Consider the following 20,449-nt stretch of genomic DNA (forward strand, 5'->3'; position numbering starts at 1 on the left):
GAACTGAATGATGGAAAGACCCGCCGGAACAACGGCGTGAAGATCGAAGGGCAATGGCTACATGGCGGCTGGAGAGTGCGACTTCCTTCTATGTGTGGATGCCGCTACGCGCCGGCACCCCCGTTTGCACCAGAAGTGCGGAAGAACCCCTGATTGTCGCGCTCTCCATCCTGATTGTCGCGCCATAGGTTCATAGCCAAGGCGGCAAGACAGCGATCGTCGTGAAACGGATGTGCCGGATGGGGAGCCATGAGCGCCCAGCAGCCTTAGCTGCCAAGCACATTCCGCTCACTATTTGTCAGGACCACAGCCGCAGAACTCAAGCGGGATCTGCTGGGTGCAGCCCAGGTGCCGTGGTATGTGGCTTCGCAAAGGCGCGCAGTCGGGCGGTCGCGCTGGAGAGCCGCAACACCTCACTGATCCGAGCCGCCATCCTGGAGAAAATTCTGCATGGCTATTCGGAGCAACATCAATCAGGTTGGCAATGGCGCAATCCAGAGATGGCCCTGGTAACAGCGACTTCGAGGAACTCAGGCTACGTGGCGAGTTGGGATAATGTCCGACCTTTGCTTCGCACACGTGCACCCACCTGGAATTTGGGAACACCGGACACCGATGGCTAGAACAGGCCGATTTTCATGATCTCTATGCCGACCGTTACGATCATCACCCCGTCGTACAACCAGGCGGCCTTTCTGCCGGCGACGTTGGCCTCTGTTTCCGCGCAGTCCTATCCTTTCATCGAACATCTCGTCCGCGACGGCGGCTCGACGGACGGCAGCCAGGCGATCCTAGCGGCAATGGTGCCGCCGCCGCCCCGCCGGTTCGACTGGCGCTCCGAAAGGGATGGGGGGCAAGCCGCGGCAATCAATCAGGCCATTCAGGAATCGGCCGGACAGGTCATCGCCTGGGTGAACTCCGACGACCTGCTGACACCAGGGGCCGTCGAACGCGCGGTGGCACATTTCAAGGCCCACCCCAATCACCTGATGGTGTACGGGCGCGCCCGCTGGATTGACGAGACAGGCGCCCCCATCGACTGGTACCCCACCCTGCCTCCGGGACCGGCGGAGCATTTCCGCGACGGTTGCTTCATCTGTCAGCCCACGGTGTTCCTGCGCCGCGAGGCCTTTGCGGAGGTTGGCCTGCTCGACGCGTCGCTGTTCGCATCGCACGACTTCGAGTTTTGGATCCGGCTGTTTAAGGCGGCGCGGACCCGTATCGGTTTCATCAATGCAGAGCAGGCGCAATCCCGCCTGCACGCGGCCACCAAAACGCTGTCTGGGTGGGACAGGGCGGCAATCGAGTCCATGGCCGTAGTGCACCGGCATTTCGGCGGCGCACCCGCCCATTGGCTCCTCAGTGCGGCGACGGAGTGCTTCAACCGGCATCCCGGAGGCGCCGATGGCGAAAGCCGCCCCCATGCCCTCAGCTTTCTTCGTCGGGCGTTGCCCCTGCTCGACCGGGAAGAGGCCGCTGTGGCGATGCGCCACCTCCGCCACGACCGGCGCCTCCGGGCGTCCGGACCGGGTGTAGCCGTCGAGATCGGTCCCGACGGTTGGGCCGGACGCGGGACAGCCATCCGGGTCCGCCGGAACGGGCATCACTCTCTCATCCTGCACGGCCAGCACGCACATCCGCGCGCGGCCCCTGAGACGCTAACGCTGCGCAGCGGCATGCAGGTGCTCGACCACCTCGATCTGACCGGTAACGGGCCGTTCGCCTGGCGCATTCCGTTGCCTTCCGGCGTGGCGGGCGGAACCCTGGAATGCTTCGATCTGGTGGCGCAGAACACGTTCGTTCCAGCCGCGATCGAGGCGGGGTCGTCGGATTGCCGGGAGTTGTCCGTGCTCATCGACACGGCGCGTCTCGAATAGGGTCGGCGGTTCCACGGTGCACGGAGGAACCCTTCGCCCTTCTCACGGGTCCAGCGCCCACATCCCATGCTGACGCATGGTCGTCCTCTTTCCCTCCGCGTCCTTGGGGGAGAGGGGGTGCGAGACCAGGGCCTTTTCCCCGGCCATGGGCAGGCGTTGGAATGCGTGATGCGGCAGGAGCGCAAGGCGCAGATTCAACCCGGCGCAGTGCCCCTGAATGGTGTTGCGGTAACCGGTGAACTCCCGGCCGCCATAGTTCAGTGTGTAGCTGGATGCATAGTCCTTGTCCCACCGCACGCCGGCTTCCCGGAGTATGCGGTTGACGACCGCTTGGTCGCTGTTCTCCCGCGCCGCGCCGACGCCGACTCGGGCGAAGAAGTCGGCCGTCGCCACCCCCGCCCGCGCTCCAAACAGCCCGCAGCACAGGACAAAGCCCCAATCCGCCTGCACGTCCGGTGGCCAGATAGTGCCCTGGGAGAACACTAAGTCAAAATCGTCGAAGGTGAAATACTCGTCGATCCCGTATTCCAGCCAGACCGCATCCACATCGGAGTGGATGAAATCGATGCCACTTTCCGCGAGGAACTGTAGGACGCGCACGCGCTGGACGATCAGGCTGCCGTATGTGCCGTCATAGGAGCAATGGGCCACTTGGACGCCCGCGCCACGCAGGTCGTGCATCAGGGCTTCGTCCATCGCCACTATCAGGAAATTTGCCACCCCCACGGCTCTGGCGTGATAGATCCAATTCCTCAGCACATCGCGGTAGGAATAGTTGGCAAAGACGATGATGAGCGGCCGCCTCGGTCTTCGTTCAGCGGCAGCACCGAGCATGATTTCATAACGAAGTGTGCTGGTCAGCATTGAACCTTGTCTTTTTTTAAAGGTTATCCAACCGTCAACTCAGTGTCAACAAGGAGGCACACGACCGAGGACGCCTGGGGTTCCCCTTGGGCGTGGGCGCGATCCTTGCGCCAGTCTGGACATTCAGATGACACCCCGGCATTGATAGAGGAAAGTCAATGTTTTGCAGGATACAGTCGATGATAGTCTGGCTGGCCTCCTATCCTCGGTCGGGCAACACCCTGACACGCACCATGCTAAACCGTACGTTCGGGATGGAAACCTATTCCGAGTACAATGACCGCTACGATCTGGGCTCTCGGAATGACGTGAGCGCCAGCGTCGGGCACAAGAGCTTTGCCGGATCATGGGATGACTTCTACCAGCGCATAGCGGCGGATGAGACTATGCACGTGGTCAAGACCCATGGGCCGCCCAGGGATACACACCCAGCCATTTACGTCGTTCGGGACGCACGCTCCGCTATCGTGTCGCAATTCCACTATTTTGAGCGTCGGCATCTAAACCCTGCCAGATACAGCCTGCGCCAACTGAGCGAAGGGGCATCGTTCGGTGGAGACTGGAGCCGTCATCTGGACGCCTGGCGCCCGCTCCATCGCCCTCGGACCCTCTTCCTTCGTTATGAAGAGATCGTGGAACAACCGGGCCGCATCACAGCCCTGTTAGCAGCGTTTCTAGGAAAGCCACCACGCACCCCCTGGCGAAATCCTTTCGAAAGCCAGCGGGCACTCCTACCGAGTTTCTTCCGTGGCGCCTCGGATGCCGCCAACCTTGCAGAATGGAAACCCCAGGATCTGCACTACGTCTGGAGCCGGCACGAACGCTGGATGCGCACGCTCGGGTATGGGACTCGCTTCACCTCCGCCGAGGAAAGGCGGCCTCTCTGGCGGCCCCGCTCCCAAATCGTGTTCGTTGATCAGTGGCAAGGAAACACCCTCAAACTCGGTCCCGAGTCGCTGCCCGGAATCGTCACGGACGGCTTCTTCTCCTTTGAGCTGTACCGCGGCCAGCCGTGTCGTTGGGCCGGCGCGCGGCTTTTTCTAGCAGCGCCGGTTCCACCGGACCGGTTGCCGTCCATCCTCGAATTCGAACTGTGGGCGTTCGGGCCACCGGACCAAACTATAACGATTCGCGCGAACAATACTGTTATTTTCGACGGATGCCATTCCGAGCTGATGGCGCTAAAGAAAGTGTCTCTGGCGGGCGTGCCGCGCCTCCAGGGCAGACTAGAAGTCGAGATCGTCGCCGCGCCGTTCAGGCCACCCACAGATCCTCGGTCTCTGGGAGTCTGTGTCCGCCACATGGCCATCATTGCGGCAACTGAATGACGAGCTCGAGCTCGCCAGAGCCCCCCCCCGGCCAAGCACGGCTGATGCACCACCAAAAGCGCTCGCTCAACCAGTGGGCTCATCCGAGGTCATCGTCCGAACGGGCGCGGCGGCGTCGATCGACTGCCCGCGGCATACGCAAACAGGGCCAAGGACGCCGTGCAGTCCGACTTCACGGCGTGCACCTCGATCGGGCCCATGGCTCCCAGCTTGCAACTACAGCGCCCTCGCAACTGACCATTACAGATCATAGCCGAACCTCTCTAGGTAAGGCTCAAACACCTCGTTCAATCGCTCGATCGTCTCTCCAGTCAGCTTAACCTTGTGATTGCCCGGATGGACTTGGCGAATGTGCTTCTTCACGTCTTCCACTTCGGGCAAAATATCGACCTGCGATGCCACCTCGGCAATCACTTCCCAGCTTACCTCCCAGCCTAAGAATTCGGCGACGCGCCTCAACATACCCGGTTTGTCGTAGATCACATCCTCGTACCGGAGAAGGATGGTCAAGGGCTTATCCAGGATAGGCTCGTATGATGAAAATATATCTCGGTAATAAATGGCATTTTTCAGGGCGTAAGTATCGACTGACACGCTCAGCGCACGTTTCCTATACTCCTGCATATTTCTGGTCAGGTCCTGCTTCTGATCGCGAGTCGGTAGGGGGTGGCTGTATGCCATCGAATAATACGAGGATACCAGCATGTCTCTGGGATCGCGGATGAGTAGAACCCGTTTCGCATTTCCTATGATTGGGATAGAATAGTTGGCGGGGAAAAGGCGGAAGCCCCCATAGCAATATCCGGTAGGCACAAAAAGCTGCGATGCTGTCGGTGGAATGAGTTTTTCGGCAATACCAAGATTAACGAGCGCGTTCGGATAGCTGACGTATCGAACACCCACATGCTCGCAGAGCAGAGCCATAGCGTCATTGATCATGACGCTTCCAGCCTTCGGCATCGCAAAGAGCAAAGAGCTCGGACCGTTGCTCGTCCCAGGTTCTGGAAGGTTAAAGAGAACCTGCCCCCCGGCTTCATCATGGATCTTTGGCAAGGCAGGGCTGACGGTCAGCTTCTTGGTCTCCGGCGTATCGAGCGGCGTCACATTCGCATTGTCCGCGGTGGCATCGAGGACAGAGAATCGCCCTTCTTCCGACCAGGAGATCCCGGCCTCTTTCATCATGCGGACGACCTCCGGCAGGGTCGCGCGGAAGTTCTGCCCTCGACTACGATCGAGATCGTTAGTAAACGCCATGAACTCCCGAAGCGTTTCTGGAGTACAACGGTCCGCCTCCTGCTCGATGAACGCGATACCAGCCTCGACGGGGACGCGCAGCTCGGGCCGGCAGTCCGTGTCGAGATACTCGCGCAAGCGCCGCACGGCCTCTGCGCGGACGTTTGCCGGCATAACACTGACCGATAGGCATGGCGGGCCGGTGAGCGGAATGAGCGAAAAGGCGATGCCCAACTGATCCATGAAACGCAACAGATCAACAACGTGTAGCATGTTTAGTGATTGAACGACCGGTACTGCGCAGAAATGGGCATTCGACAGGGTGGTTAAGGTCTTAACATTCTGCGCCACCGTCGCCCAGCGCGCGGGAAAGCGCATGTATTCGTAGACGTCTCCGGACGCATCAACGCTCATGGCAAAATTGACCCTCTTAAACCTTCGGGCAATTTCCATAAACCGGTTAGTGACCTTGGTACAATTTGAGTTGAGCTGAAGCGTGATCCGATGCGCGACCCCCATCTCAACAAGGCGGTCGAGAATTTCGTAGAACCTAGGATGCAACAACGGCTCACCACCTGTAAAGTACAGCTCCTCAATCGCCTCGTAATCGCCCAGAATTTCGTCAAATAGCAGCCCGTCTTGCTCGTACCATGCGCGCCCGTCTGCAAACCGACTTGTCATCGGCAACGGGTCGAACACCGGCTTGCGGCGTTGCGGACGCTGGTGAATCACGACCTCCTCGATCGGTAGACCAAGCGGTCGCGAATCACCCTCGGTGCTAAACGTATCGGAGACAAGTTCTATGTCCAACCCCTTGCTCACCTGGAATGGCGCTAGGTCGAAGCTGGCTTGCCAAGGTTCTGGAGGGATGATGCCCTCGAAAAGCACCGTACCGTTAACCCGGATCACCGCCTTGTGTCCCTCCGGCCGATAGGGCCAGAGCCTTATCGTTATCCGATCGAGAACAACGCCGGGATAAATGGGAAGGCTGATTACCGCTCGGCAGCTGCTCCAGCCGCACAGGCGCCCCTGATGCGTCTCAAGCGACAGGAAGCCGTTCTGCCTGACACCTGGGACCGGGGCTGGCGCTATAACAACATCCTGCCGCTCCCAAAGCTGGAAACTTTCCTTGCTCCAATAGATGTGGCCTACATTGTTGATGGTAGACAGTGGTGCCCAGCGGGAGTGAACCGGATCGCGCTCAATCTGCGAGCTGTAGCTGGCCGTGCACATCCGGCACTTCAAATTGCATAAATTTCCGAGATTGAACTGCACATAGGTCGGGCGCACCGCCGCCACGCCGCTGCTGGTCGACGCCTGCCGCCGGAACTCATTACGATCAATCTGCGCCGCGTCAAGCCATTTGGCATTCGACTGTGTACGGTAGCTGTAACCAGCATAACTCTCCTCCTGGTAGCAACTCGCACACGCAGAAACCTTCTCGTCGCTTAACATGCCCTTACGTAGGCTCATCATGTATTCGGAGTTCCAGATTTCTTCGAACGTATGATGGTAGACCGACATAGCCACCCCGTCGCGGCTGATCGATTCATACGCGCGGCAGCAGACCTTGACAGTTCCTTCCGGATTTATGACAAGATGCTTCCACGGTAGAGCGCAAAACGTATCTGACATTCGAACGTCCTTTAACATCGATCAGTTCAACAGCAGATTCTTTATCCCGGAGAACTGCCAATTACGCGGCGACTCTTTACGTATGGAATCACTATTGAGCAAAGAAAGGTTGGGGGCTGCCTGCAGCAACGCCCGACAGCCCACACTCAACTGCGATCTGCCTTATTATCAACTCGTAATGAGAGTCTGCTCCCGAGTGTCTTCCTTTAATCGAAACGGTCGAGCCTCATACTGCCCGTGCATCTCGTAGTGTTCGTAGCCACTCCCGAAGCCACCCTCTCTTATCGCCTCGCACACGTCGGGGTTCTCTGCCAGATAATAGGCTTCATCGAACAGCTCGGGGGTGAGCGGCTGGTAATCGGTCGCCATCTCCCGCAGGAAGAGGTCGAGCGCCCCGCGAACATCTCGCTTCAAGTCAGCAGGTAGTGTGAGCCTCGTCAACTTTTCTGCTGTCGCGCAGCCCCCATCGTCGTTGCCTCCCTTGACACAAGACAGGCTGATCCGCTCAACCGCGAGCCCCAATTGGCGGACGTCCCCGGTGGTCGGCGTCACGACATACGGGACGATGAAGGTCACGCGCGTCGACCGCACCTCTCCAGCAGCAATGGCAGGAACAACGCCCTTCAGCACGTAACTGGTTGCAACCTTTTGCACGATTAGGGCAATCGACTGCCCGTCCACCTCGACTTTCAGGTCACGAAGCAGGTCGGGCGACGCGGCAGTGAAGACGTCGACGCGAATCGCCAGATCTTGATCGCGCCGGACCACCAGATCGATCGTCGATGCCGTTCCCGGACCGGACCAGCGAAAGCGGCGGCCATCGTAGTCCTCGGGCGAGTACCAGTTGGTCCCGACGAAGGGAGTGGAGAGATCGACCAGAGCTTCGCTGGGGATCTCGACAGCAACTCCGCGCGCTAGCAAAGCCGTGCCGATGGCGGACAGCACTGGCCGGATCGGCAGAGACGTGGTAGCCCTAGCCGTGGACAGTGTGAACGCGCCTGCCATCGCCGCGTCTTGAGCGCGCCGCTGCTCGGGCGTGGCATAAACATGCGTGGTCCGGAAAATCCCATCCCGCTTGACAAAGGCCACATCCACCTGGGCCAGCGCCCCATCGACCAAGCGGTAAAGTTGACCAAAAATGTCGTAAGGAACGAGCCCTAGCTTGTCCATCGCAGAGATGACATCGGACAGCAGCGGGCCATTCTTGAAGAAGTTAAATAGAGAAGTCTCGAGGATGACGACTTCAGTCTGCTCCAAAACGCGCTTTGCCCCACGAATCACCTCCAACTCGGCGCCCTGGACATCGATTTTCAAAAGGTACGGCCCTTCAGTCTGCAGTTTTTCGCAAACACCGTCCACAGTGAACATCGGAACCTTGCGAGCCTCGCCATCGACTTGCTTGCCTTCCTCCTCACTGAGCAGAGATGAGCCAAACAGGTCCTTGTGGACGTTGAAGGTTACCGAGCCGGGCTTTGCGCCGGCTGCGCCCAGCACGAATTCGGCATCATACTGGGAGCAAATGCGCCTCAAGTCCGGCTCAAACTCTTGCAGCGCTTCGAACAGAATGTGTCGAGATTTTGAGTATGTTCGGTAAATGCACGTTGTGCCGTTGGCGGCGCCGACGTCGATGCAGGTTTTGGGGGAAAAGCCCAGCTTCTTCGTGTAGGCGAGGAAATCTTCAAGAGTAAGACGGTGCATGGCTGGCACTTCCCTTCAAAATCAGGCGCAAGGTTGTTCGATACGGACCGAGACGTTCGCGACACTACAGCCGCCGGGCTTCATGACGAAATCCCGGTAGATGTCAGCAAATGCGTCGCTTAGCTTGAGTCCGAAAGCCTCGACATTGAGCAGTGATGACGTCGGCAACCGCGACAGGATTGCGAGGCGGATTTTTGCCTGTAGGGTGTCGTCGTTAGCAAAGGCAACGGCTTTGGCGATGTAATCCTCCACCGAAGTAGCTACGAAATCCGTCAGGCCCAACGCCTCCAACGCGTTTGCACCCTGGATGCTGCGCTGGTAGCGGCCCCGCAATGTCACCGTCGGCAGAGCCACCAGCAGAGCATCCGAGGTCGAAATGCCGCCTGCGTGCGGGAAGCTGTCTAGATATACATCGGCCAGGCTCAGGACGTTGAAAATATCCGCCCGGCTCGGCCAGGGGCCAACGATGCGGATCCGGTCCGGCCCTAGCCCGGCCACCATCAACTCCCGGTATAGTCGACGGCGCAGCAGTGACAGCGGATAAGAAGCACCCCAGTTCGGGTTCATTGGGTACAAGACGAGATAGCTGTTCGGCACCCGCTTCAGGATTTCCACCCAGGTGACCGTCACTTCCGGCATCAGCTTGTAGAAGTTCGCCCCGGAGACGAACATCGTCGCGCCCTCGGGAATACCGAAGTCGGAACGCTTGACAGCGTGCGGAATCGATACCGGCCAATCGATACCGTCGAAGCACAGAACCGAACCCGGCATCTTGACCAAGGCTTCGGTATAGTGTTCCTGCGCGCCGGCCCCCTCCTCGGACGTCTCACCCGAGAGCCAGACGTCCACGTGACGGAATCCCGTCGTAGTAACCGCGCAATAATTGACGATTTGGGTCCGCGCCAAACGGTGCGCCGCAAGCCCTACGAACTCGGAGTAGCCCCAGGTGAAGTTATTGACGACGAACAGCAGGTCCAGGTTGCCCTCCCGAATTGCCGCGACCTTTCCACGCAAGTTCAATGCCGATAGATCTACCAAATCCTTGGAATTGACGCGGATTGCGCTGGCCAGCGAACGCTGCTGGTCCGGCATCACAATGTTCGCGTTAGGATCGTGGAAGACGTAGCTGTAGACGTCAAAAAGCGCCGGATCAAGACCGCGCAGGTGCGCAAGCCCCACAAAGGTTTCGGTGCGCGCATCGCAATCGTTCCACAGGAAGCCAACCTTGATGCGCGGTCGGCTGCCATCGACCGGAGGGAATTCATGGTCTATGCCGTACCCCTGCTGATTTAGCATATACTCGATGAGCTGCGCCTTCAGCAACTGCAGGCGTTTCAGATTGCTATCGATCGGGTAGGCTATACCAATCGTAAAGTTAGTAAGAACCTCAGGAATAACTTGTCCCGCCAAAATCTTCAGGTCTGGAGATTTACTTACCTTAAGCAAGAACTCGAGAAATTGTTCAAGATACTCTAGACAAACCTGACTTTCACCCAACTCCATCAAGGTTTGAATGCGACGATAGCTACAATATATCACATCATTCATAAACTCAACAGGGCCTTCGAGCGCCGCAAGCGCATGGCTTATCTGATGAGGATAGTGGTAAAAATGGCCAATCGTGAGGTACTTGTAAAACGACGAGGAGGATGGCCCGACGGCGGTTTCCTTGGCAATATCGCGAATAAGCCGCTCTTCCTCTTCTAAAGGAGGCAAGGTCATCAGCAGATTGGTCCAGCCAGCCATGATTTGACGAGCCGACTGGAATAAGGACCTGCCGTAGCTCCTCATGAAATCTGCATCATCCATAGCCGCAAGGGCTCGGGAAAAGCTGTATCGGGCAAGCCGCGCAAAGTATCGGTTATCGTCAGTTGGATAACTATTCAGTCTCGATAGCGATTGCGACAGTTCTGATTGGGCATCAACAAGTGTATTGACGTTAAGCTCTCTCATACCACACCGCCTAATAACTATGGAATGCTATTCAATTTAGAACGGAACCACGCCGACCGGCGGGCCGGGCAGGTAAGGAACCTGCTGGGAGCCGAGCGCATTACTCTCGCTCACAACACAGACAGACGGCGTCGCCTCATCGACCGGGCAGCCATGAAGGACTTCGTTCAGCACACCAGCGGCATATTTTTGAACGTCCGCAAGCCCCTTGCCGGCAGGCAGCTTAAGGATCCGCAAGAGGTACTGGGCGGCAGCGATCAAGCGCCCTTGATACCGCGCCGTCAGCCCTGCGCCGAGCAAGGCCAGTGCATTGTTAGTATCCAGCTCGACGGCGCAGGCAAAATTGCGCCGTGCCGCAGCATACTGGCCATGAATCAGATTGAGAAACCCTTGCGCCAGAGGGATCAGAACCTTCTGCGGCCGGATCCAGGCCAAAACTCCAAGGCGGCCAATCGCCCTATTAGCAGACTGCGGTTCAATGCCTAGCGAGAAGAGAACAAGAACAACCTTTTCGATCTCTCCATCCGCCACGCCGGGAGCACGGACCGCTTGGATGAAAATATTTTCATCATCATAATTGGCTATCAAAATTTCGCTACCGGCATTTCCGAGCGCTTGCCCAGGAGCTCCTTCAAGAACGCTCTGGAAATTCCCCACTCCATTCGGCGAGAGAATTTCCAAAATGGCTGGAATACATCTGTGAGTCACGGCGACCACCCCTGTGATTAGCAACTTTTACGACAGAACACGAGACAATCAGACCGGGAATTTTTTGCTAGTAGATACATGATCTAAGTATTCTATGCAGTAAGATGCATAGGCATGGATATTCACATCGATATGGTCTTCTGTCAGCTGAATGCTACCGTTATTGACCCCATAAAAGCGGGACCGAAACTCGTCCTGGCCGAGGATGTGCCACAACAAAGGGCCAATCGCCCCCGACAATCCCGAATTACTTCTCAAAAATTCATCAGCTTCTTTTTGGAAAACAGACTTCGTCAAGCAATAAAAGTCTCTTAATTGCTTTTTTTCCCAGTTTTCTGGGTGCGTGTAATGGTACGCCACGTGGGAATCTAGCCTTTTCATCTTGGCGCCTCGAAAAAACAGCAGAAGCGGCAGAATGTAATCCCACCAGGGGACACCCAACATATAGCGTTGCATAGGAAGATTCTGCGAAATATCCATGTCAAAAAAGAAGTAGTCAAGGCCCATAGGATAAAGCAGACCGGTCTTCTGAGAAATTTGCGACACCTCGACACGACGACCGAAGACGCAGGATCCGATCGCCTCGTCACGCACATACTCCATGAATTGAGGCCCTACCCGGAAGAAGATGTCCGAGTTGACGATACCACCAACGGGCTGCCCAACCCCCCGGAGTGCATGAAGAACATCCTCGACATAGACCAGCGGCCGTCCCGTAATGGTGCGCCCGTCGCGCTTCGCCTCAATGAACGTCACATCCGGATAGGCATCTTCGAGAGCACGTATCTCTTCAGCGCTGTTCAAGGAATAAACGTCGAATCCGATCGACTTCCAATTGGCAATGCAATGACTCTGAAGGATACGCCCAACCTGTTGGCCTTGCGGATCCTGTCTATTCAAATTCGGCGGAATGGACGTCATGATGGGCACAGGCGATTTCATGGTCATATTCCTCACTTCCTCAAAAGTAACGCCGCCAAAAGTTTACACGGCGTGCGATATGATGGGTGATACGACTGAATTCATGACGCTATCCTTATCAGATCCCGCGCCACCCAAATTTTGCCAGCAAGGACTCAGGTAGATTTTTGGCCATCCTGGCCCCTTACCTCGCCGCGGGGGTGTCCGCGCCCGCCACCCTATGTCCGCCAGACGCGATACGTAGAGCAGCTTGCAGCCTGTGGTCAGAACCTCGGCGCAGGCGTCCTGGAGGCGGCGGACGACGGCCGAGCCAACCATACCCTGGTGACCGGCAACCCAGATCGGCCGGCCCTTCAAGGGAAAGCTCGTAACAGCAGAGTCAATCATGCTTGCTGCCATAGCGATAGGCCTCGCCTTCAACGATCTGAAGATCCGATTCCATCATCTCCCGAACGAGTTCCGGGAACGGGGTCCGGTGCTCCCAGCCGAGCTTCGTACGCGCCTTCGACGGATCGCCCAACAGCAGGTCGACCTCGGTCGGGCGGAAGTAGCGCGGGTCGATCTCCACCAGGGTCTGGCCGGTGCGCATGTCAACGCCCTTTTCCCCGACGCCCTCGCCGACCCACTCGATGGTGCGCCCGATATGGCCGAAGGCCAGTCCGACGAACTCACGGACGCTGTGCGTCTCGCCGGTGGCGAGCACGTAGTCGTCCGGCTCGTCCTGCTGTAGGATGCGCCACATACCCTCGACGTAGTCGCGGGCGTGGCCCCAGTCGCGCTTGGCGTCCAAGTTGCCGAGGAACAGCTTTTCCTGCCGGCCGAGCTGGATGGCCGCCACCGCGCGGGTGATCTTGCGGGTGACGAAGGTCTCGCCGCGGATCGGGCTCTCGTGGTTGAACAGGATTCCGTTCGAGGCATGCACCCCGTACGCCTCGCGGTAGTTCACCGTGATCCAGTAGGCGTACAGCTTCGCCGCGGCGTACGGGGAACGCGGGTAGAAGGGCGTCTTCTCGGTCTGCGGCGTTTCCTGAACCTTGCCGTACAATTCGGACGTGGAGGCCTGATAGAAGCGCACGAGGTCCTCCATCTTAAGGATGCGGATCGCCTCGAGGAGTCGCAGGGTGCCGATACCATCCGCGTTGGCCGTGTATTCCGGCGTCTCAAAGCTCACCTGCACATGGCTCTGGGCGGCCAGATTGTAGATTTCGGTCGGCTGGACTTCCTGCACCAGACGGATGAGGTTCGTCGAATCCGTTAGATCGCCATAATGCAGTTTGAAGCGAATGTCCGGCTCGTGCAGGTCCTTGTAGAGGTGATCGACGCGACCGGTGTTGAAGGACGAGGAGCGGCGTTTGGTGCCGTGAACCTCGTAGCCTTTGGCAAGGAGAAGCTCTGCCAAGTACGCCCCGTCCTGGCCAGTAACTCCGGTGATGAGGGCAACCTTGCTCACTTCGTTCTCCTGTCACCTCAGAAAGTCCTGTCGGACCAGTTGTTTGCTTCAGCATGCTGCCGAGCTCTTCAGGTGCGCGCGTAGCTGTCCTCAAACCGGACGATGTCGTCCTCACCCAAATACCCACCGGACTGCACCTCGATGAGGTGCAGCGACACCTTCCCCGGGTTCTCCAGCCGGTGCACCGTGCCCATCGGGATGTAGACGGACTGGTTCTCGTAGACGAAGACCTGCTCCTCGCCGCGCGTCACCAGCGCCGTGCCCTCGACCACGATCCAGTGCTCGGCCCGATGATGGTGCATCTGCAAGGACAGCCGCTCGCCCGGCTTGACGACGATCCGCTTGACCTGGAAGCGGCTGCCGCGATCGACGCCGCGGTACGAGCCCCAGGGGCGGTGCGCGGTCGTGTGCAGGGCGTGCTCGTCGCGCCGCTCGGCCTTGAGGCGGTCCACAATGTGCTTCACGTCCTGGGCGTGGGCGTGGTCGGTGACCAAAATGGCGTCTTCGGTGGCGACCACCACCACGTTCTCCACCCCCGCGACCGCGACCAGTTGCTCGTCGGAGCGGACGTAGACGTTGCGCGCGTCGTGCAGGACGGCGTCGCCTTGCACGACGTTGCCGTTCGCGTCCTTCTCACCGATCTCCCACAGCGCAGACCAGGCGCCCACGTCGTTCCACCCCATGTCGACCGGCACCACGGCCGCCCTGGCGGTCTTCTCCATGACCGCGTAGTCGATCGAGTCGGACGGCGATTCGGCGAATGCGTCCGCAGCGAGCCGGCAGAAGGTCAGGTCCCGCTCGGCGCCCGACAGCGCTTTGCGGCAGGCCTCCACCATGGCCGGATTGCTGCGCTCCAGCTCGGCCAGATACGCCGCGGCGGAGAAAAGGAAGATGCCGCTGTTCCACAGGTAGGAGCCGTCCGCCAGGTAGGCCTCCGCCGTCGTCTGGTCAGGCTTCTCCACGAAGCGCTCGACGCCGTGGACTCCCTCGTGGGCGTCGAGCCGCGCTCCCATCTTGATGTACCCGTAGCCGGTCTCGGCCCGCGCCGGCGTGATCCCGAAGGTCACCAGTGCGCCAGCCGCCGCAGCACCCGCCGCCTTTGCGACCGCCTCCAGGAAGCGCTCAGTGGCGGCGATGACATGGTCGGACGGCATCACCAGCATGAGGGCGTCCTCGCCGGCGGTGAGCAGCTTGAGGGCGGCGACGCACACCGCCGGCGCGGTGTTGCGCCCGACCGGCTCGAGGATGATCTCGGACGGCCGGCACGCTTGGGCGCGCAGCTGCTCGGCCACGATGAAGCAGTGCTCCTCGTTGCAGATCACCAGAGGCGGCGCGAACCGCCCCCCAGCCACGCGCAGCGCGGTCTCCTGGATCATCGTCAGCTCGCTGGCCAACGGCAGGAACTGCTTCGGGTACAGCGCCCGTGACAGTGGCCACAGCCGGCTTCCCGAGCCCCCCGACAGGATGACGGGCGTGATCACGCCCGCCGACTTGGCAATCCCCATGACGGTCCCCTTAGTCCCCCGAATCATCAGATCGCGCCCTCACGCCCCGACTGGCCCAGCAGGGCAGCGTATCCCGCGCCGACCGCGGCCGGCGCGTAGGTGGCCGCCGCCAGCTTCTGCCCCTGCTTCGCCAGTCGCTGGCGCAGCCAGCGATCCTCGACCAGCCGCCGCATCCACCACGCGGCGTGCGCCACATCCGGTTCGGCCCACAGCTGCCCGCCGGCGAACGGGTATTCCTCCGGCGACACCGGACGCAGCCGGTGATCGACCAACGCCGCGCTGCCGGGCGTTGTGAAGTCCATGTTCCCTGAAAAGCCGGTGACGACCACCGGCTTACCCAGCAGCATCGCCTCAGCGATCCCGCGCCCGAACCCCTCGGCCCGGTGCAGCGATACGAACGCATCGCACGCCCGGTAGAGGTCGAGCACCGCGCCCCGGCTCAGCGTCTCGGTGATGATCTTGATGCGGCGGTCGGCCCGGGCCTCCTCCAGGAGCGCCTGCCACACGGGATTGTCCGCTGTCGCGCGCATCGCCTTGACCACGAGCCCGACTGGCTCGTCGCCGAGTGGGAAGGCCTCCTTGAAGGCGCGCACGCCCGCCTGCGGGTTCTTCCGCGCCAGGCTGGACAGGACGTCGAAGGAGAACACGAAGAGGAAGCGCCTGTTGGGCAGGCCGAAGTCGCGCCGCCCCAGCTCGGCCGTCGCGTCCACCGTGACGGCCATGGGCATATGCCGCACCGGCTTCGGGCTGCTCTTCGCGTAGGCCTCGTAGGTGTAGCGACTCGACGCCCAGACCTCGTCGACGAGGTCGTAGGCGTGGCGCCACTCCGCGGGCCACTCCGGCAGCTCCCACGGCCAATAGCCGATGGTGCGGCGCCCGTCGAACAGCGCCGATCCCTCCACCGCGGCCAAGCGCGCCGTCTCGATGCCGGTCGTGCACAGCAGATTGACCGCGTAGGGGAGCTGGTCCGTTATCAGCGCATCAACACTGTCGTCTCCCTGGCACACCTCACGCCCGGGCTCGACGTTGTGGAGGCTGAAGGGGATGCCCGCCGCCTGCATGGCGAGCGCCGCCATACGGACGTCCTCGCCGATGCCGAACTGCCCGCGGGCGTAGCCGATCAGGTTGATGCCGAACGGCCGGTCGCCATGGCCCTTCCGGACCACGGGCGCCTTTACGGTCGCCAAAGTGGTCACATCCGCCAGCCGCTTGAGGATCGGGTACCGCTCCGCGCCCTCGGCGCGCGCCCATCGGGCGAACGCGGGGCCGAGGGGGTTGGGGAAGCGCTCCTGGATGGTGGCGTCGGTCGACCAGATCATCGCCAGGATCGGCGGCAGCTCGGGAGCCCCCGGAGCCGGGACCAGGAGGATCTGCGCCTGCTGATCGTCCACAAGGTCTACCAATGGCATTTCCGAGAGGCCGTCCGTGAAGTACCACACCACGTAGGCCCCACGCCCCATCGGGGTATCGAGGGGAAAGGCGTCCTGGAGATCCGACCGGCGGCTCCACACCTCCCTCATCAGGCGGGTGATCGGGATGGCGGCACCAGCGGGCACGCGCTCGTCCGCCTCGTTCAGGAAGCGCCTCTGCTCCTCGGTCAAGACGCGGGTGAGGCCGAACTCGGCCGGGCCCTGGATGCAGTACCACCAAGCGAGACCCTGCTGCCCTTCGGGCGTTCGAAGGTCGAAGGCGCTCCGCAGGTCGGGCCGTGCAACCCAGATGGCCCGCATGAGCCGCGTGAGCGTCGGGCGAAGATCGGGGAAGGCTCCCTCGGCCGGCTCGGTCAGAAGGTCCTGGGAGAACGTGAACTCGGTTTCCGCCAGCGCGCGGTACTCGCGCGCCCCGTTCTGGTGCAGCCACCACTCGAAACGCGCCTGGTCGCCTTCGCACAACTCCCGCAGGTCGGGCCGGGTCAGCCAGATGGTCTTCTTGACGGCGTCCAGCCGTGAGCACGCCACCACACTCAATCGCTCGTCGGCAGAAGCCGGCAGCTTGGTCGAGCTTGTGAGGTTCTCGGAGGCGTCCATCAGGCCAGTATCCAGTGTCGCGGCCGTCTACGACGCGGTCACGCGCACGCGCGCGGAGAACGGCCATAGGACGGCTTTCCGGCCGCGCGTTTGCATCTCATCGAATCCTTTAGCAACCATGATCCGCTCAACACTCCCAAATCCCTGGCTCTGCTGATTAAGAGGAAGTCAAGATCACATTACTTATTTGTTAAAGGTGGCTGTGATTTCCCCAATTGTTCCTTTATCTCGACTCATCAGGGCAGCCCCGGTCGACGCAGGATCGTCATGTCCTGGTAACTCACCGCGTTCTCGGCCGTCCGCCAATGCCCAGGGAGGATCATGGCCTCGAGTCCCGCGTGTTCGAGTTCCGTCAGCAGCCAGTCGGTCCGGTAGGCGACCGCGGCGGTCGGAACGCCGGTCAGTGTGTCGTAGAAGGCGCCGTCCGCGCCCTCGGCAAAGGACAGCCGGTAATCCGCGCCCTCTGGCATCCGCGGCTCATCGAGCAAGAACCACGTGCCCAGACAGCGACCGCTAGGCTTTAGCACGCGCGTCATCTCGCGCAGGTAATGCCGGGTCTCATCCGCCCTGAGGTGGGTGAACACGGACGTGAGGAACACGACGTCGATGGACCCGTCCGGCACCGGCCAGGGGAGCTGCGTGCTGATGAGGGTGCCGCTCGGGTTGTAAAGCGGGTGGAAGAGGTCGAGGTGCAGGAACGTGAACCGGGGATGCAGGGGGGTTACATGCTCCCGGCACCAGGCGACGCCAGCCGCGCCGACGTCGAACCCGACATACTGGCCCTCCGGCGCCAGATACTGCGTCAGCGGCACCGCGATGCGCCCAACCCCGCAGCCGACGTCGAGCACGGTGTCGGTGGGAGTCAAGCCGGCGAACGTGATCAGATGGCCGAGAAACTCTCGCCCGATGGCCAGGAAGTCGCCATCACCGACGCAGTGAAGGTCTTCCGGGGGGATCGGCAGGCTCACCTCATCCACGGGCGGAGGGATGAGCGCGTTCATGCTGCGGTCTCTTCGCAAACGGCTTGTACGCCCGCGTTGGCGGCGCGGCGTCGGGAACCGGACTTCTGGTACAGCGCCTTGTGCTCGTCGGCGCACTCCTGAATGGACCGCGATGACGGCAGGCCCTGCCGCAGTTCCTCCCAAACGCCGTCGGACTCGATGACAGCGACCATTCGGTTCGCCAGCGCCAGGATATCGCCGGCACGGACGTGGACCCCGTTCACCCCATCGGTGACGGCTTCGGCCATGCCGCCGATGTCGCTGCAAATGACCGGCCGTCCGTGATGGAACGCCTCGTCGATCACCAACGGCGCGTTCTCCCACCAGACGGACGGCACCACGACCCAGTCCGCAGCCGCCATGCGCGCCGGCACGTCGCCCGGGCGGTAGGACCCAGCCAGGAGCACCCTGGCGGCTCCGGCGGCGTTGGCGGCATCGACGGCCTCGTTCAACTGCTGAACGAACGCGTCCTCCTGGAACAGGGGCGCACCGTGAACGGTCAGCGTGAAGCGCCGGTTGGTGCGGGTGGCCGCGATCCGCGCCGCCCCAACGGCCAGCAGCGTGCCTTTCAGCGGGCTGACGTTGCCGAACACCGCAAAGGCCGGCTCCGCCGTCCGCTCCCCGGCGGGTCGGAGCGGTGCGGGCGCCGTGAGGCGGCGACCGTTGCGGACGACCGAGATCCGCGCCGCATCGAGCCCCCAGTCCGCGTACCGGGCGGCCAGAAAACGGCTTGGCGCCACGAATCGGTCGACCAGATCGAGATGGCGCCGCACGTACAGCTCACGCAGCTTGAAATCCATACGCGACGCGTCGGGAAAGCAGCGGGCGCAACGGTCGGGCGTCGCCTCGTCACACAGGGCAAAGGGCGTGCCCGAAGCCAGCGTCCGCACCATGACCCCATCACGGTGGCAGATCGGGTAATAGTCATGCAGCGTCAGGACGATGCGGGCCTTCGGCGCCGCACGGCGCACGACGGCGAACGCCTCCAGCCCGATGAGCAGCACATGGTGGGCGTGCACGACGTCCGGCTTGAACTCCCGGATCAGGCGCTCCAGCTCCGGCAGCACCCCGTGGGTGTCGACCTGGGACAGGTTGAAGCGGTCGAACGCGCCCGTCCACAGCAGCATCTCGTTGGCGCTGCGGCCAACGGTTTGGAACGGCGTGCCCGGGCTGCGCGGACGCTGCAGGTCGCTGGTGGCCGCGACGAAGAGCGCCTGGACGCCTGACCGGGCGCCGACCTCTTCAAAGAGTTCCTGCGCAAAGATCTCCGTGCCGCCGGGATGGAAGCGGGGATCGTTGTGGGTCAGGTAGAGAATGCGCATCATGCCCCCGAAAGAGACGCCGCGCGGCCGAGCAGCCACGCTGCAACGCCGGCGCCCAGAACCCCGGCGGCGAACGCGGCGCCCACCACCACCCACAGGGTCTTCTGCATCTTGGCGTGCAACCCGGCGAGGTCGTCCTGCCGGACCATCCGCTTCAGCGCCTCGTCCGTGCGGACCAGAAAGCCTTCCATCTGGGCGATGGCGGCGGCGGTGGCGCGCGCCGTTTCGCCCAGCCCTTCGTGCAGCGACGCCGTCCTCTCACCCAGCCGGTTGTCGATGTGCCCGGCGATCTTGCCGGCCCACACCTGAAAGCCTTTGCCGAGATGGGGAAGCAGGCGCTCCGGGGTGTTTCCCTTCTGCAGCTCGTGCTGCAGCAGAAGGCCCAGCTGCATGGCCTGTGTGACCGTCTGCTCGATGCCGGTGATGCGCTGGGCCAGGGCCAGCACGATGCTGTTCACCGTCTGGTCCGGGTCCGACGCGACGGCCTCCGCCTGCGCCACCCGCACGGAGCGTCCGAGGGGAACGCTCGTGCCATGGAAGCAGAGGTGGAACGCGGCCGGATGGGCGTGCCGCAAAGTGGCAGGGATGTCCCAGGCGAACGCGTGCTTGCCGTCGCCGTCCTCGGACAGCCCGGCCAGCTGGTTCAACCCCGTGAGGTCGGCGCGAAACCGGTCGGCGCCGATCGTCTCGAGGAGTTGCCCCGCGTGGTAGACGTCGATCTGGACCCGATGGTCCGGATCGCGGCGGTCCCACGCCCATCCGTAGATGCGGCCGGACTCGATGGCGTCGATGAGGCCATCCATCGTCGCGGCCCGCCAGATTGATGCGTCGGGGGCTGGGCCAGAGGCGGGATCGCCGGCCCATGGCACCGGGGCTCCGGACTGGAGGCGCACCGGCTCGGTATCGGGCGGATGCGGTTCGGACATG

General features: G+C 61.4%; 14 protein-coding genes. 2 read left to right on the forward strand and 12 right to left on the reverse strand.

Going from position 1 to position 20,449, the window contains the following annotated elements; genetic code table 11:
* The first annotated feature begins 647 nt into the window (after positions 1-647).
* Entirely contained in the window at positions 648-1,877 is a 1,230-nt protein-coding gene (locus tag ACSVDD_RS27765) for a glycosyltransferase family 2 protein (protein WP_448192670.1), read from the forward strand.
* A 42-nt stretch (positions 1,878-1,919) separates the two neighbouring features.
* Here the strand turns inward: ACSVDD_RS27765 and ACSVDD_RS27770 are convergent, their stop codons facing one another.
* Positions 1,920-2,741 carry a putative nucleotide-diphospho-sugar transferase gene (locus tag ACSVDD_RS27770; protein ID WP_448192671.1) on the reverse strand — a complete coding sequence of 274 codons (822 nt, stop codon included), beginning with the start codon at positions 2,739-2,741 and terminating at the stop codon, positions 1,920-1,922.
* Between the two features lie 179 nt (positions 2,742-2,920).
* On the opposite strand from ACSVDD_RS27770, the gene ACSVDD_RS27775 reads away from it, so the two are divergent.
* Positions 2,921-4,069: a sulfotransferase domain-containing protein gene (locus tag ACSVDD_RS27775; protein WP_448192672.1), complete on the forward strand. Its 1,149-nt coding sequence runs from the start codon at positions 2,921-2,923 to the stop codon at positions 4,067-4,069.
* Between the two features lie 240 nt (positions 4,070-4,309).
* On the opposite strand, the gene ACSVDD_RS27780 is transcribed toward ACSVDD_RS27775, so the two are convergent.
* The 11 genes from ACSVDD_RS27780 to ACSVDD_RS27830 form a co-directional block, all read right to left on the reverse strand.
* Complete coding sequence (locus ACSVDD_RS27780) at positions 4,310-6,937, reverse strand: twitch domain-containing radical SAM protein (protein ID WP_448192673.1); 2,628 nt, start codon at positions 6,935-6,937, stop codon at positions 4,310-4,312.
* A gap of 168 nt (positions 6,938-7,105) precedes the next feature.
* Positions 7,106-8,635: an FkbM family methyltransferase gene (locus ACSVDD_RS27785; protein WP_448192674.1), complete on the reverse strand. Its 1,530-nt coding sequence runs from the start codon at positions 8,633-8,635 to the stop codon at positions 7,106-7,108.
* Between the two features lie 21 nt (positions 8,636-8,656).
* Complete coding sequence (locus ACSVDD_RS27790) at positions 8,657-10,588, reverse strand: O-linked N-acetylglucosamine transferase family protein (protein WP_448192675.1); 1,932 nt, start codon at positions 10,586-10,588, stop codon at positions 8,657-8,659.
* Positions 10,589-10,624: 36 nt separating this feature from the next.
* Complete coding sequence (locus tag ACSVDD_RS27795; protein WP_448192676.1) at positions 10,625-11,296, reverse strand: tetratricopeptide repeat protein; 672 nt, start codon at positions 11,294-11,296, stop codon at positions 10,625-10,627.
* A 48-nt stretch (positions 11,297-11,344) separates the two neighbouring features.
* Positions 11,345-12,244, reverse strand: coding sequence for a hypothetical protein (locus ACSVDD_RS27800; RefSeq protein WP_448192677.1), 900 nt, complete (start codon positions 12,242-12,244; stop codon positions 11,345-11,347).
* 352 nt (positions 12,245-12,596) lie between these two features.
* Complete coding sequence (gene gmd, locus ACSVDD_RS27805) at positions 12,597-13,667, reverse strand: GDP-mannose 4,6-dehydratase (protein WP_448192678.1); 1,071 nt, start codon at positions 13,665-13,667, stop codon at positions 12,597-12,599.
* A 68-nt stretch (positions 13,668-13,735) separates the two neighbouring features.
* Entirely contained in the window at positions 13,736-15,172 is a 1,437-nt protein-coding gene (locus tag ACSVDD_RS27810; protein WP_448192679.1) for a mannose-1-phosphate guanylyltransferase/mannose-6-phosphate isomerase, read from the reverse strand.
* A gap of 26 nt (positions 15,173-15,198) precedes the next feature.
* Positions 15,199-17,199: a glycosyltransferase gene (locus ACSVDD_RS27815; RefSeq protein ID WP_448192680.1), complete on the reverse strand. Its 2,001-nt coding sequence runs from the start codon at positions 17,197-17,199 to the stop codon at positions 15,199-15,201.
* Between the two features lie 236 nt (positions 17,200-17,435).
* The gene (locus ACSVDD_RS27820) at positions 17,436-18,200 is read right to left on the reverse strand and encodes a class I SAM-dependent methyltransferase (RefSeq protein ID WP_448192681.1); all 765 of its coding nucleotides are present in this window, start codon (positions 18,198-18,200) and stop codon (positions 17,436-17,438) included.
* Positions 18,197-19,522 (reverse strand): glycosyltransferase family 4 protein, encoded by a 1,326-nt coding sequence (locus tag ACSVDD_RS27825; protein ID WP_448192682.1) that lies wholly within the window; start codon positions 19,520-19,522, stop codon positions 18,197-18,199. The genes ACSVDD_RS27820 and ACSVDD_RS27825 overlap by 4 nt, the downstream gene beginning before the upstream one ends.
* Positions 19,522-20,448, reverse strand: a complete 927-nt coding sequence (locus ACSVDD_RS27830; RefSeq protein WP_448192683.1) for a hypothetical protein — start codon at positions 20,446-20,448, stop codon at positions 19,522-19,524. The genes ACSVDD_RS27825 and ACSVDD_RS27830 overlap by 1 nt, the downstream gene beginning before the upstream one ends.
* Position 20,449: the final 1 nt, after the last annotated feature.

The sequence above is a fragment of the Azospirillum terrae genome (assembly GCF_053470425.1).

What these genes read in the sequence shown, in the direction of transcription:
- ACSVDD_RS27765 (WP_448192670.1), top strand. Translation starts at nt 648, where the DNA reads ATGCCGACCGTTACGATCATCACCCCGTCGTACAACCAGGCGGCCTTT.
- ACSVDD_RS27815 (WP_448192680.1), bottom strand. Translation starts at nt 17,199, where the DNA reads ATGGACGCCTCCGAGAACCTCACAAGCTCGACCAAGCTGCCGGCTTCT.
- ACSVDD_RS27810 (WP_448192679.1), bottom strand. Translation starts at nt 15,172, where the DNA reads ATGGGGATTGCCAAGTCGGCGGGCGTGATCACGCCCGTCATCCTGTCG.
- ACSVDD_RS27785 (WP_448192674.1), bottom strand. Translation starts at nt 8,635, where the DNA reads ATGCACCGTCTTACTCTTGAAGATTTCCTCGCCTACACGAAGAAGCTG.
- ACSVDD_RS27770 (WP_448192671.1), bottom strand. Translation starts at nt 2,741, where the DNA reads ATGCTGACCAGCACACTTCGTTATGAAATCATGCTCGGTGCTGCCGCT.
- ACSVDD_RS27775 (WP_448192672.1), top strand. Translation starts at nt 2,921, where the DNA reads ATGATAGTCTGGCTGGCCTCCTATCCTCGGTCGGGCAACACCCTGACA.
- ACSVDD_RS27800 (WP_448192677.1), bottom strand. Translation starts at nt 12,244, where the DNA reads ATGACCATGAAATCGCCTGTGCCCATCATGACGTCCATTCCGCCGAAT.
- ACSVDD_RS27825 (WP_448192682.1), bottom strand. Translation starts at nt 19,522, where the DNA reads ATGCGCATTCTCTACCTGACCCACAACGATCCCCGCTTCCATCCCGGC.
- ACSVDD_RS27830 (WP_448192683.1), bottom strand. Translation starts at nt 20,448, where the DNA reads ATGTCCGAACCGCATCCGCCCGATACCGAGCCGGTGCGCCTCCAGTCC.
- ACSVDD_RS27820 (WP_448192681.1), bottom strand. Translation starts at nt 18,200, where the DNA reads ATGAACGCGCTCATCCCTCCGCCCGTGGATGAGGTGAGCCTGCCGATC.
- ACSVDD_RS27780 (WP_448192673.1), bottom strand. Translation starts at nt 6,937, where the DNA reads ATGTCAGATACGTTTTGCGCTCTACCGTGGAAGCATCTTGTCATAAAT.
- ACSVDD_RS27790 (WP_448192675.1), bottom strand. Translation starts at nt 10,588, where the DNA reads ATGAGAGAGCTTAACGTCAATACACTTGTTGATGCCCAATCAGAACTG.